This is a genomic window from Janthinobacterium algoris (genome assembly GCF_051380935.1).
In the GTDB taxonomy this organism is placed as follows: domain Bacteria; phylum Pseudomonadota; class Gammaproteobacteria; order Burkholderiales; family Burkholderiaceae_D; genus Janthinobacterium.
Map to the genome: position 1 here is coordinate 220,909 of NZ_JBNYXZ010000001.1, position 12,190 is coordinate 233,098.

Consider the following 12,190-nt stretch of genomic DNA (forward strand, 5'->3'; position numbering starts at 1 on the left):
CCGTCCTTAGCGGGCCTGCTTGCCGCGCAGCGCGCGGGCGCACTCCTTGATCAAGGCAGGACCGGCGTAAATCAGGCCGCTGTACAGCTGCACCAGTTGCGCGCCCGCCTCGAACTTGGCCACGGCGTCGCTGCCCTGCATGATGCCGCCCACGCCGATGATGGGCAGGGCGTCGCCCAGTTCCGCTTTCAGCAGGCGGATGACATTGTTTGACAGCTCGAACACGGGCGCGCCCGACAGGCCGCCCGCTTCGGCGCCGTGCGGCATGCCTTCGACGGCGCTGCGCGACAGGGTCGTGTTGGTGGCGATGACGCCGTCGATCCGGTGGCGCGTGAGCGACTCGGCGATGCTTTTCACCTGTTCGCCATCCATGTCCGGCGCGATTTTCAGGGCCAGCGGCACGTAGCGTTTGTGCTTGTCGGCCAGGCGCGCTTGCGCTTCCTTCAGTTGCGACAGCAGGGCGTCGAGTTCGGACGCGCCTTGCAGCTGGCGCAGGTTCTTGGTGTTCGGCGACGAGATGTTCACCGTCACATAGCTGGCGTAGGGGTAGACTTTTTCCAGGCACAGCAGGTAGTCGTCGGCTGCCCGTTCGATGGGCGTGTCGGCGTTCTTGCCGATGTTCAGGCCCAGCACGCCGGCGCGGTTTTGGTAAAACTTCGACGCCTGCACGTTGGCCACGAAGGCGTCCACGCCGCCATTATTAAAGCCCATGCGGTTGATGATGCCCTGCGCCTGCGGCAGGCGGAACATGCGCGGTTTCGGATTGCCGGCCTGCGCGCGCGGCGTGACGGTGCCCACTTCGATGGAGCCAAAACCCAGGTCGGCCAGCGCATCGATGTAGGCGCCATCCTTGTCCAGGCCCGCGGCCAGGCCGACCGGGTTCGGGAAGGTGATGCCCATTACCGTGCGCGGATCGGCTGCAGGTTTGCCGGCCAGCTTCGTCAGGCCCAGCGCGCTAGCGCGTTTCAGGGCGGGCAGGGTGAAATGGTGGGCCGCTTCGGCATCCATCGAAAACAGCAGCGGGCGGGCGAGGGAGTACAGGAATTTTTCAGACATGGGGCGCTTTGAGTAGGTGTGCGGGCTACCGGGAAGGGATGGCGGCGCGCAAAATAAGTGCCGTATTTTACCGTGTTCTGCGCGGCTGCCGGGTGTATAGTTCTTATTGGTCTGATGCAATATTGATTCCTTGTTAATTCGCATCCGGCCGTTGACCTTCCTGTTTTTTCCCTGTTCTCTTTACTTCATAAGCGAGACATCGATTGAAAAAGACACGTATCTTGACCGCCATCGCGGCCGCCAGCGCACTGCTGCTGAGCCACCCGGCCCTGGCCCTGCCCAATACGCAAGACACCCGCATGCTGAGCGAACCGGCCGTCTCCAGCCGCCACATCGCCTTCATTTATGCGGGTGACCTGTGGCTGTCGAACCTGGACGGCGGCGGCGCACGGCGCCTCACCTCCGACCTGGGCGACAAGTCCAACCCCGTCTTCTCGCCTGACGGCAGCCTGATCGCATATAGCGCCAACATCGATGGCAATGTCGACGTGTATGTGATCGCGGCGGCTGGCGGCGTACCGCGCCGCCTGACCTTCCATCCGGGCGCGGACCTGGCGCAGTCGTTTACGCCCGATGGCCAGGCCGTGATGTTCACCTCGCCCCGCGCCGCCTTCAACAACCGCTTCCAGAAGCTGTTCACTGTACCGGTGGCGGGTGGCGTGGAAACCCAGCTGGAGATCCCGAATGCATCGCGCGCCGCGTATTCGCCGGACGGCAAGCGCATCGCATACAACCCGCTGATGCCCGCCTTCAAGCAGTGGAAGCGCTACCGGGGCGGCACCAATTCCTGGCTGTGGCTATTTTCGTCGAGCGACAAATCCATCGAAAAAATCCCCCAGCCCACGACGCGCTCGAACGACGTCGATCCGATGTGGATCAAGGAGACGGTGTACTTCCGCTCCGACCGCAACGGCGAATTCAACCTGTTTGCCTATGATGTGAAAACGAAGGCCGTGCGCCAGCTGACGCAGCACACGGATTTCCCCGTGCTGAACGCGTCGGCGGCCAACGGCACCATCGTCTACGAGCAGGCCGGCTATCTGCACTCGTTTGACATCGCCAGCGGCCAGGCGCACAAGCTGGCCATCGGCGTGGCCAGCGACCTGGGGCAGACGCGCCCTCGCTGGGTCAAGAATGCGAAATACATCCGCGACGCGTCGATTTCGCCGTCGGGCGCGCGCATCGCCTTCGAATACCGGGGCGAGATCGTCACCATCCCCGCGGACAAGGGCGACGTGCGCAACCTGACGCAGACGGCCGGCGCCCACGAGCGCACGCCCATCTGGTCGCCCGATGGCCGTTCGGTCGCGTATTTCTCGGACGAGTCGGGCGAGTATGAATTGCATGTGCGAGCGCAGGATGGCAAGGGCGCCGTGAAGAAACTCAAGCTGAATGGCAGCGGCTTTTATGACAACGCCGTCTGGTCACCCGACAGCAAGAAGATCGCGTTTGCCGACAATGGCTGGAGCATGTATGTGATCGACATCGGCACGGGCAAGCTGCAGAAGGTCGCCACGGAACCGATGTATGGCGTCGACAAGAGCATGCGCGCCTCGTGGGCGCCCGACTCGCGCTGGCTGGCCTACACGCTCAATTCGCCCACCTACACGCGCAGCGCCTACATTTATTCCGTCGAGCAGAACAAGTCGATGCCGGTGACCGATGGCCTGTCCGACGTGGCCCAGCCCGTGTTCGACAAGAGCGGCAAGTACCTGTACTTCTTCGCCTCGACGAATGCAGGCCCCAGCAACAACTGGTTCTCGCAGCAGAATGAAGACAACCTGGTGACACGCACCGTATGGATGGCCGTGTTGCGGCGCGACTTGCCGTCGCCGCTGATCAAGGAAAGCGACGAGGAAAAGGCCGCCAGCGCGGAAACTAAAAAAGACACGGCGAAGGCGGAGCCGGAGGCGAAGAGCGAACCGAAGGTCGATCCGAAGACGGGCCGCGACGACCCGAAAGTGACGGTGGCGCCCGTGGCGCCGATCAGCATCGATTTCGACGGCATCGCCACGCGCATCGTCGACCTGCCATTGCCTGCCGCGCAGTTCTCCAGCCTGACCGCCGGCGCCGCGGGCCAGATCTTTTTGCTGCGCGAAAGCGATGGCAAGAAGGCCGTGCAGCGCTTCGATTTGAAGGAGCGCAAGGCGGAAACCGTGGTGGCGGAGGCAGATGATTTCGAGGTCTCGGCCGACGGCAAGAAGCTGCTGTACCGCCAGAAGGATAACTGGGCCATGGGTAGCGCCACGGGCAAGCTGCTGGCGCCCAGCGAAGGCAAGATCAAAATCGACGCCATCGAGGTAAAAGCCGATCCGCGTGCCGAGTGGACGCAGATTTTCAATGAAGTCTGGCGCATCAACCGCGATTATTTCTATGACCCGGGCATGCATGGCGTGGACTGGAAGGCCATGCGCGACAAGTACGCCGTCTTCCTGCCCGAGCTGTCCAGCCGCGCCGACCTGAACCGGTTGATTCAGTGGATGTGCAGCGAACTGGCCGTGGGCCACCATCGCGGCGGCGGCGGCGACGATTTTATCGAAGCGAAGAAGGTGCCGGGCGGCTTGCTGGGCGCCGATTATGAAGTCAGCGACGGCCATTACCGCTTCAAGAAGGTGTATGGCGGCTTGAACTGGAATCCGGCCCTGCGCGCGCCGCTGACGGAGCCTGGCCTGAACGTCAAGGCGGGCGAATACCTGCTGGCCGTCGACAGCCGCCCTTTGCTGCCGCCGACGAATATCTACAGCGCCTTTGAGAATACGGCCGGCAAGGCCATCGACCTGACCGTGGGGCCATCGGCCGATGGCAAGGGCGCACGCACGATCACCGTGGTGCCCGTGCCCACCGAGGATGCCTTGCGCAACCGCGACTGGATCGAAGGCAATATGCGTAAGGTCAACGCGGCAACCGGTGGCAAGGTGGCGTACGTGTACGTGCCGAATACGGCGGGCCTGGGCCACACCTACTTCAAGCGCTACTTCTTCCCGCAGGCGGACAAGCAGGCCATCATCGTCGACGAGCGTTTCAATGGCGGCGGCAGCGTGGCCGATTACTACATCGAGATCCTGCAGAAGAAGGAAATCGCCTGGTGGACCATGCGTTATGGCGCCGACATGAAGACGCCATCGGCTTCCATCCAGGGCCCGCGCGCCATGCTGATCGACGAGACGGCCGGCTCGGGCGGCGACCTGCTGCCGTGGATGTTCCGCAAAAATAACATGGGCCCGCTGATCGGCAAGGCCACCTGGGGCGGCCTGGTGGGCATCCTCGGCTTTCCCGTGCTGATGGACGGCGGCAGCATCACGGCGCCGAACCTGGCGTTCTGGACGCGAGAAAATGGCTGGGGCGTGGAAAACGAGGGCGTGCCGCCCGATATCGAAGTCGAGCAAACGCCGGCCGACGTCATTGCAGGACGTGATCCGCAGCTGGAAAAGGCGATTGAAGTGATCCAGGGCGAACTGGCGAAGAACCCGCCCGCGCGGCCTGCACGTCCGGCGTTTCCGGACAAAAGCAAATAAAGGGGATTAATAAGCAAAAGGGGCGCAAGCCCCTCTTTTACAGGATCACCCAATGCCCCTTGATGCGCGCTTCCAACGGCTTGAAGTTGATTTTATACGCCATCTTCGGGCTTTGCGCGATCCAGTAGCCCAGGTAGATATACGGCAGGCCCAGTTCGCGCGCCTGGGCGATTTGCCACAGCACGTTGTAGGTGCCGTACGAGGCGCCCGGCACGTCCGGATCGAAGAAGGTGTAGACGGACGACAGGCCATCGGCCAGTACGTCGATGATGCTGACCATGCGCAGCGTGCCATCCGGCTCGCGGAACTCCACCAGGCGCGTGTTGACCCGGCTTTGCAGCAGGAATTGCGCGTACTGGTCGCGGCTGTCCTGGTCCATGCCGCCGCCCGCGTGGCGCGTGCTCTGGTAGCGCAGATACAGTTCGTAATGCTCGTCAAGGAAGGACAGGGTGGCCACGCCCGCCTGCAGGTCGGCGTGCCGGCTCCATGCGCGGCGCTGGTTGCGGTTGGAAGTGAAGGATTGCGCCACCACGCGCACGGGGATGCAAGCCTGGCAGCCGTCGCAATACGGCCGATAAGTGAAAATGCCGCTGCGGCGAAAGCCGTTGCGCACCAGTTCCGAATACACGTCGCTGTTGATCAGGTGCGAAGGCGTGGCTACCTGCGAACGGGCCTGGCGGTCGTCCAGGTAGCTGCACGGGTAGGGCGCCGTCGTGTAGAACTGCAGGGTGGCAAACGGTAGTTCGTTCAGGTGCGTCATGCTGATCCTGTCTGGTCTGTCCGCGGCAATGGATGTCTGTGTGAAGATATCATAGCGTTTTTATGCGGGCGGCGCAGCATGCCAATCGGTGATCTGCGTTGCTTCAATGGCGCTGCGTACGTGGGCCAGGAAGCGCGCGCGCGAAATGGGCGCCGCGCCCAGCGAGGCCAGGTGCCTGGTTTCTTGTTGGCAGTCGATCATGGCCACGCCGCGCTCCTTCAAAAAACGCACCAGCTGCGCCAGTGCGATCTTCGAACCATCCGAGACGCGCGCGAACATCGATTCGCCATAAAACATGCGCCCGATCGACACGCCATACGCGCCGCCCACCAGTTCCCCGTCCAGCCACAGTTCCGACGAGTGCGCGTAGCCCAGCTTGTGCAAGCCCGTGTAGCCGGCGATGATTTCGTCCGAGATCCAGGTGCCCGGGCCATCCTTGCGCGGCGCCGCGCAGGCGCGCATGACGGCGTCGAAATCGCTGTCGAAGCGCAACTGCCAGCGCCCGTCCGTGGCGGCGCTGCGCTCGACCTTGCGGATGGTCTTGGCCAGGCTGTCGGACACCTTGAAGTCCTCCGTCATCAGCACCATGCGTGGATCGGTACTCCACCAGAGGATGGGCTGGCCTTCGGAAAACCAGGGAAAGATACCGTGTTTGTAGGCGTCGAGCAGGCGCGCGGGCGACAGGTCGGCGCCGGCCGCCAGCAAGCCGGGCGCCTCGTCGGTGAGGGCGCGCGAGACGTCGGGGAATGGGGTGTGGGTGTCGAGCCAGGGAATCATGCGGCGTCAAAGGTGGCAGTTGGTGGAGGCTTACTCGGGAGCTTACTCAGCATCCGTGCGCGCCATCGGGCGCGTGATGTCGCCCGTATGGACACCGTAGCTGCCGCCTTCGCGGATTTTCACGCGGTCGGCAAAGAACAGTTCCAGGGTGGCGCGGATGGTCGGGAAGGCCAGGTCATCCCAGGGAATTTGCGCTTCCGTAAACAGCTGCACCTCCAGGCTTTCGATGCCCGGCGCGAAATCGAGGTCGCGCAAACGCGCCAGGTAGAACAGGTGTACCTGGTGCACGCGCTGCACGTTGAGCAGCGAAAACAGGGGGCCCAGTTCGATATTCGCACCCGCTTCCTCCACCGTTTCACGCTCGGCCGCGTCCGACGTGGTTTCATCGTTTTCCATGAAGCCGGCCGGCAGGGTCCAGTAGCCCAGGCGCGGCTCGATGGCCCGCTTGCACAGCAAGACCTGCAGCTGGCCATCCTCTTCCCATACGGGGATGGAGCCGACCACCATTTTCGGGTTCTGGTAATGGATGGCGTCGCAGTTGGCGCAGACATAGCGCGGACGGTTGTCACCTTCCGGGATGGACAGACTGACAGGATGGGCGCATTCGGAGCAGAATTTCATGGGCGGGCTTAGGAAAATGGGTGTCTAGTGTAACGCTTACTGTACACCGATTGCGCGCGGCGTGGCGTGACGGGCGGACAGAATGCCAACCGGCAATTGACCGAACTTTTAACGCACTTTTTAACGCACTTTTAATTCAATGGCGCTATTGCGCTCGAAGTTGAGATAGCTATTGCCTAAGCCACCCGTTTGCCCTTATAATTCAAGTGCGGGGTGGAGCAGTCTGGCAGCTCGTCGGGCTCATAACCCGAAGGTCACAGGTTCAAATCCTGTCCCCGCAACCAATACCTGAAAGCCGCTGACTCTTGAAAAAGATCAGCGGCTTTTTTCATTGCTAGCCAAAGCCAAACGCCGCAAGGCGGGGCGCGAATGAGATTGTCAAATCATGCCCTTTACGCCGCGCAACAATCTGGTATATAATTCTGCTGCGGGGTGGAGCAGTCTGGCAGCTCGTCGGGCTCATAACCCGAAGGTCACAGGTTCAAATCCTGTCCCCGCAACCATTCCGAAGCCGCTGGTTCCTCGCAAGAGGGTCAGCGGTTTTTTCGTTTACGGGGCGATTTCTTCTGCCAGCTGGCGCGCATACACCACCAGCCGCAAGTGGCGGTCCGCATCGATGGTCAGCGAGGTGTGCCCATACGCGACCTGCTCGCCGTCGATTCTCAGGTGGCGCACGCCTTCGCACGGTGCATGCACATCATGGCGGCGCCACCACAGCTTGAACTCGGGCGACACTTTTTCCAGTTCTTCCACCAGTGCGTGGATATCGGCTTCCTGCGTGGCACGCGCATAGTCGCGGCGAAAGCTCGACAGCATTAGCGGCGCCTGCTCTTCCCAGCCGGCGAAGCGTGAGCGCAGCAGCGGGTCGGTAAACAAGAGCCACAGCAGATTGCGGCGCGCGGCAGCATGCACGCCGAAGCCAAACAGGGCATCCGCCCCCCCGTTGAACGCCAGCACGTCCCAGCGCAAGTTGAGCACATACGCCGGATGCGCCAGTTCGTGCATCAAGCGGCGCACCAGCGGCGGCACCACGCAATACGTCTTGCCCTCTTCGGCCGGCGGACGCGCGTGTGCCAGCAGGAACAGGTGGCGGCGCTCGCCCGCGTCCAGTTTCAGCACTTCGGCCAGCTTGTCGAGAAAGGCGCTGGAGACGCCGATGTCGCGCCCCTGCTCCAGCCAGGTGTACCAGGTCAGCCCCACGCCAGCCAGCGCCGCCACTTCTTCGCGGCGTAAACCCGGCGTTCTGCGCCGGCCGCCGCCCGGCAAGCCCACGTCTTCGGGTGACAGCCGCGCGCGCCGCGCCTGCAGATAGGCGGCCAGTTCGTGGCGGGTGCGGGCCAAAGTGCGCATGGTGCTGTCTTTCCGGTGAGCCTGTTGCTATCAGTAATAGCATAAACAGTTAAATTGTAATTGTTTATATTGTATTCCAGAATGCCTGCTTTCTTCCCGAAAGCTTGCCCATGTCTGACTATTCTTCTTCCAGTGCCGCAGCGCCTGCCGCCACCGCGTTGCCGGCCACCGTCTACCTGATCGCCGTGGGCGCGTTCGCGCTGGGCATGGCGTCGTATGTGACGGCGGGCTTGATGCCGATGATCGCCAGTGCATTTTCTGTCTCGCTGGCGCTGGCCGCGCAATTGGTGACGGCGTTTACTTTGGCCTATGGCCTAGGCTCACCCCTGGTCGTGGCCCTGCTGCCGGCACGCGCGCAGCGCTCCGGCCTGTTGACCGCCCTGGCCGTGTTTGTGCTGGCGAACGGGGCCAGCGCGCTGGCACCCGGTTTCAGCAGCTTGCTGGCATGGCGCGCCATTGCCGGCATCGGGGCCGGTGTCTACCTGGCGCTGGGCATCGCGGCGGCGGCGGGCGTGTCGGCGCCGCAGCAGCGCGGCAAGGCCATTGGCGTGATCATGGGTGGCATGGCCGGCGGCACGGTGCTGGGCGTGCCATTGAGTTTGTTGCTGGCGCAGCAGCTGGGCTGGACGGCGGCCCTGTGGCTGGTCGCCATCCTCGGTGCGCTGGCGCTGGCGGGCTTGCTGTGGAGGTTGCCCGCGCTGCCAGAGGTGCCGGCCACGTCGCTGCGCCGTAAGCTGGGCTTGCTGGCCGATGGGCAGGTGCTGGCCATCCTGCTGGTGTCCTTGCTGGCGGCGATTGCCAGCCTGGGCATGTATACGTTTATCGCGCCGCTGCTGGCATGGTCCGCGCAGGGCGCAGCGATTTCCCCCACGCCCTTCCTGTGGGCGTGGGGCGTGGGGGGGATCGTTGGCAGCGTGCTGGTCGGGCCATGGGCCGACAAGATAGCGGCGCCGAAACTGACCTGTTTCATCTTGCTGCTGCTGGCGTTGGCCTTGTGCGCGCTGCCGCTGGCGGCCGGCTGGTCGGCGTGGCTGATGCTGGCGCCGATCGTGCTGTGGGGCGCGGCTGGCTGGGCCCTGCAAGTACCGCAAAACCAGCGCTTGCTGGCCGTGCGCGCGCGGCAGGGCGACGGCAACCTGGCCATCGCCCTCAACGAATCGGCGCTGTACCTGGGCAGCGCCATCGGCGCCGCCATGGGCGGCTTGCTGCTCCTGCTGGACTGGCCCATGTGGCTGCTGGCGGCCGGCGCCGCCTTTGTCGCCGCCGCAGCGTTGCTGTTGCAGTTGCCTGCCGCGCGGCGTTCCTAACTACTCAGCCTTTCTTCGCCAACTGCATGCCCACCGGCAGGGCGCGGATGCGCTTGCCCGTGGCGGCGAAGATAGCGTTGCAGAGGGCCGGCGCGATGGGCGGCGTGGCCGGTTCGCCCACGCCGCCCAGCTCCATGTCCAGGGTGCCCGGCACCAGGTGCGTGTGGATCATGCGTGGCGCGTCGGCGGCGCGCAGCACGGCGTAGTCGTGGAAATTGCTTTGCTCGACCCGGCCATTCTTGAAACTGATCTCGCCGCTCATGGCCAGCGACAGGCCCATGATGCAAGCCCCCTCGATCTGCGAGCGCACGCGGTCCGGGTTGATTTGCGGTCCGCAATCCATGGCGATATCGACCCTGGGCACGATGACTTCACCGGCCGCATTGATCTCCACTTCGATCACGGCCGCCACATAGGTGACAAAACTGTAGGACACGGCCAGGCCCAGTCCCCGTCCCTTGGGCAGCTTGCGGCCCCAGCCCGCCTTGGCTGTCGCCAGCTCGATCACGTGGCGCATGCGGCCGATATCGACCGGATACTTGGCCGGGTCTTCGCCATAGTTCCAGCCATCGGACAGGTCGGCCGGGTTGATCTTGCGCGCAGGGCCCAGTAGTGCCAGCAGGTAGTCGCGGTGGTCTTTCTTCGCCGCGTGGGCCAGTTCGGCCGTGAACGATTGGATGGCAAACGCGTGCGGGATGTTCGACACGGAACGGAACCAGCCGATGCGCGTGTGCGCCGGCACTTCGGGCACTTCGACGCGGATGTTCGCAATGGCGAACGGCACGTTGATGGCCGACATGCCCAGCTCGAACGGCGCCTGCTTGTTTGCGCCGGCGGCAAAGGTCGAGGTGATGGTGGGCGCGGCCGTACGGTGCAGCCAGGCCGTCGGCAGGCCTTTTGCGTCGAGCGACGCTTCCAGCCGTTCGACGGACACCGTGTGCAGGTAGTCGTGCTGCAGGTCGTCTTCGCGCGTCCACGTCAGCTTGACGGGCGCGCCATCCATGGCCTTGGACAGCAGCGCCGCCTCGACGGCGAAATCGGGTTTCGATTTGCGCCCGAAGCCGCCGCCGAGCAGGGTCACGTGGACGGTCACGTCGTCATACGCCAGACCCAGGGCCTTGGCCACGTTGCTGCGCGTCGCTTGCGGCGCCTGCACGCAGGCCCATACTTCGGCTTTGCCGCCGGCGATACGCACGGTGGCGGCGGGTGGCTCCATGGTGGCGTGGGCCAGGTGCGGCAGATAATATTCGGCACTGAATTTACGCGCGGCGGGAGCGGCGGCCAGGGTGGCCACCGTCTTGCCCTGGTCGCGCGCCGGGTTGGCCGGCTGGCGCACGGCCGCTTCCAGCGTCTTGCGGAAGGCCTTCGAATCGTAACCGCCGTTCGGGCCATCTTCCCATTCCAGCACCAGCGCTTCGCGGCCCTTGATGGCGGCCCAGGTGTTGCTGGCGATGACGGCCACGCCGCCCAGCGGATTGAACATGGCCGGCGGCGGACTGCCCGCCAGTTCGACGATGCGCAGCACGCCAGGTACTTTCAGGGCCGCCGTCTTGTCCACGCTTTTCAGCTTGCCGCCGAATACGGGCGGACGGGCGATGACGGCATACGCCATGCCATCGAGGCGCGTGTCGATGCCAAAGTGGGTGTTGCCCGTGACGATATCATGCAGGTCGATGCCGCGCGTGCTGGTTTGCCCGATGTAGCGCAGCTCGCCGGCCGTTTTCAGGCTGATGCGCGCGCGTGGCGGCACCGGCAATTTGGCCGCTTCCCCGGCCAGGGCACCGAAGGACAGCGAGCGCCCGCTGGCCGCATGCACGACCGCATGGTTGATGGCTTTCACTTCCGTCACGGGCACGTCCCAGCGCACGGCGGCCGCCGTTTCCAGCATCAGGCGCGCCGTGGCGCCCACGTGGCGCATGGCGCGGAACGAGTGGCGCATGCTGCGCGAACCGTCCGTGTCCTGGCTGCCGTAGCGCGCCTCGTCGGCGGGCGCTTGCTGTACGCGCACCTGCGCCCAATCGGCACCCAGTTCGTCGGCCGCCACCATGGGCAGGCTGGTGCGGATACCTTGGCCCATTTCGGAGCGGTGCGCCACGATGGTGACGATGCCGTCGGCGCCGATCGACAGGAAGACCAGGCTGTCGTCGACTACGCCGCCCGCCATCTTGTCGCCGCCGTATTTGACGGCGCCGGCCGCCATCACCAGGCCAGAGGGGCCTGCCACCAGGCTCAAACCGGTCAGCGCGCCGGCGGCCTTGAGCCAGTTGCGCCGCGCAGGCGAAGTAAGGACGGGGATGTTTTCAAGGATGCTCATTTGGCAGCTCCTTTCGCGTTGATGCTGGTCGCGGCCTGCTTGATGGCGGCGTGGATGCGCGTATAGGTGCCGCAGCGGCAGATATTGCCGCTCATTGCTTCACGGATTTGCTTGTCGTTTGGCGCCGGCGTCTTGTGCAGCAGGACCGTGGCCGACATGATTTGCCCGGCCTGACAGTAGCCGCATTGGGGCACGCCGTGTTCCTGCCAGGCTTGTTGCAGCGCCAGGCCGACCTCGTCTTCGCCCACCGCTTCGATGGTGGTGATACGCTTGCCTGCAACGGCCGACACCGGCGTCACGCAGGAGCGGATGGCCTCGCCATCGAGGTGCACGGTGCAGGCGCCGCACAGGGCCATGCCGCAGCCGAATTTGGTGCCGGTCATGCCCAGCTCGTCGCGCAAGGCCCACAGCAGGGGCGTGTCTTCAGGCAGGGCAAGGTGGTGCTGCTTGCCATTGATGGTCAGGGTCGTCATGTTTTTCCTCGGTGGTG

Annotated in this window: 9 protein-coding genes and 2 tRNA genes; 4 read left to right on the forward strand and 7 right to left on the reverse strand. The window is 64.2% G+C overall.

Annotated features, from left to right (window positions below; translation table 11 throughout):
- Positions 1–6 precede the first annotated feature (6 nt).
- Positions 7–1,056, reverse strand: a complete 1,050-nt coding sequence (locus ACQ4W7_RS01005; RefSeq protein ID WP_436527841.1) for a quinone-dependent dihydroorotate dehydrogenase — start codon at positions 1,054–1,056, stop codon at positions 7–9.
- A 221-nt stretch (positions 1,057–1,277) separates the two neighbouring features.
- Between ACQ4W7_RS01005 and ACQ4W7_RS01010 the strand changes: the two genes are divergently transcribed.
- Positions 1,278–4,571, forward strand: coding sequence for a S41 family peptidase (locus tag ACQ4W7_RS01010; RefSeq protein ID WP_436527843.1), 3,294 nt, complete (start codon positions 1,278–1,280; stop codon positions 4,569–4,571).
- A 37-nt stretch (positions 4,572–4,608) separates the two neighbouring features.
- Here the strand turns inward: ACQ4W7_RS01010 and ACQ4W7_RS01015 are convergent, their stop codons facing one another.
- Genes ACQ4W7_RS01015 through ACQ4W7_RS01025 form a run of 3 tightly spaced genes read right to left on the reverse strand, consistent with a single transcriptional unit; the run spans position 4,609 to position 6,729 of the window.
- A complete protein-coding gene (locus ACQ4W7_RS01015) occupies positions 4,609–5,331 on the reverse strand; it encodes an arginyltransferase (RefSeq protein WP_436527845.1) in 723 nt (240 codons plus the stop codon).
- Between the two features lie 60 nt (positions 5,332–5,391).
- Positions 5,392–6,108, reverse strand: a complete 717-nt coding sequence (gene aat / locus ACQ4W7_RS01020; RefSeq protein ID WP_436527847.1) for a leucyl/phenylalanyl-tRNA--protein transferase — start codon at positions 6,106–6,108, stop codon at positions 5,392–5,394.
- 42 nt (positions 6,109–6,150) lie between these two features.
- Entirely contained in the window at positions 6,151–6,729 is a 579-nt protein-coding gene (locus ACQ4W7_RS01025) for an NUDIX hydrolase (RefSeq protein WP_426071569.1), read from the reverse strand.
- A gap of 207 nt (positions 6,730–6,936) precedes the next feature.
- Between ACQ4W7_RS01025 and ACQ4W7_RS01030 the strand changes: the two genes are divergently transcribed.
- A tRNA-Met gene (locus ACQ4W7_RS01030) sits at positions 6,937–7,013 on the forward strand.
- Positions 7,014–7,155: 142 nt separating this feature from the next.
- Positions 7,156–7,232 (forward strand) — tRNA-Met (locus ACQ4W7_RS01035).
- Between the two features lie 46 nt (positions 7,233–7,278).
- Here ACQ4W7_RS01035 and ACQ4W7_RS01040 read toward each other — a convergent pair.
- The gene (locus ACQ4W7_RS01040; protein ID WP_436527850.1) at positions 7,279–8,079 is read right to left on the reverse strand and encodes a helix-turn-helix transcriptional regulator; all 801 of its coding nucleotides are present in this window, start codon (positions 8,077–8,079) and stop codon (positions 7,279–7,281) included.
- A 110-nt stretch (positions 8,080–8,189) separates the two neighbouring features.
- Here ACQ4W7_RS01040 and ACQ4W7_RS01045 point away from each other — a divergent pair, with 110 nt between their 5' ends.
- Positions 8,190–9,386 carry an MFS transporter gene (locus tag ACQ4W7_RS01045; protein ID WP_436527852.1) on the forward strand — a complete coding sequence of 399 codons (1,197 nt, stop codon included), beginning with the start codon at positions 8,190–8,192 and terminating at the stop codon, positions 9,384–9,386.
- 4 nt (positions 9,387–9,390) lie between these two features.
- On the opposite strand, the gene ACQ4W7_RS01050 is transcribed toward ACQ4W7_RS01045, so the two are convergent.
- Both ACQ4W7_RS01050 and ACQ4W7_RS01055 read right to left on the reverse strand, forming a co-directional pair.
- The gene (locus tag ACQ4W7_RS01050) at positions 9,391–11,700 is read right to left on the reverse strand and encodes a xanthine dehydrogenase family protein molybdopterin-binding subunit (protein WP_436527854.1); all 2,310 of its coding nucleotides are present in this window, start codon (positions 11,698–11,700) and stop codon (positions 9,391–9,393) included.
- Positions 11,697–12,173, reverse strand: a complete 477-nt coding sequence (locus ACQ4W7_RS01055; RefSeq protein WP_436527856.1) for a (2Fe-2S)-binding protein — start codon at positions 12,171–12,173, stop codon at positions 11,697–11,699. The genes ACQ4W7_RS01050 and ACQ4W7_RS01055 overlap by 4 nt, the downstream gene beginning before the upstream one ends.
- Positions 12,174–12,190 lie beyond the last annotated feature (17 nt).

Bases quoted from the DNA above. Each gene is read 5' to 3' on its own strand.
- ACQ4W7_RS01040 (WP_436527850.1), bottom strand. From the start codon at position 8,079: ATGCGCACTTTGGCCCGCACCCGCCACGAACTGGCCGCCTATCTGCAG.
- ACQ4W7_RS01055 (WP_436527856.1), bottom strand. From the start codon at position 12,173: ATGACGACCCTGACCATCAATGGCAAGCAGCACCACCTTGCCCTGCCT.
- ACQ4W7_RS01015 (WP_436527845.1), bottom strand. From the start codon at position 5,331: ATGACGCACCTGAACGAACTACCGTTTGCCACCCTGCAGTTCTACACG.
- ACQ4W7_RS01025 (WP_426071569.1), bottom strand. From the start codon at position 6,729: ATGAAATTCTGCTCCGAATGCGCCCATCCTGTCAGTCTGTCCATCCCG.
- ACQ4W7_RS01005 (WP_436527841.1), bottom strand. From the start codon at position 1,056: ATGTCTGAAAAATTCCTGTACTCCCTCGCCCGCCCGCTGCTGTTTTCG.
- ACQ4W7_RS01050 (WP_436527854.1), bottom strand. From the start codon at position 11,700: ATGAGCATCCTTGAAAACATCCCCGTCCTTACTTCGCCTGCGCGGCGC.
- aat (WP_436527847.1), bottom strand. From the start codon at position 6,108: ATGATTCCCTGGCTCGACACCCACACCCCATTCCCCGACGTCTCGCGC.
- ACQ4W7_RS01045 (WP_436527852.1), top strand. From the start codon at position 8,190: ATGTCTGACTATTCTTCTTCCAGTGCCGCAGCGCCTGCCGCCACCGCG.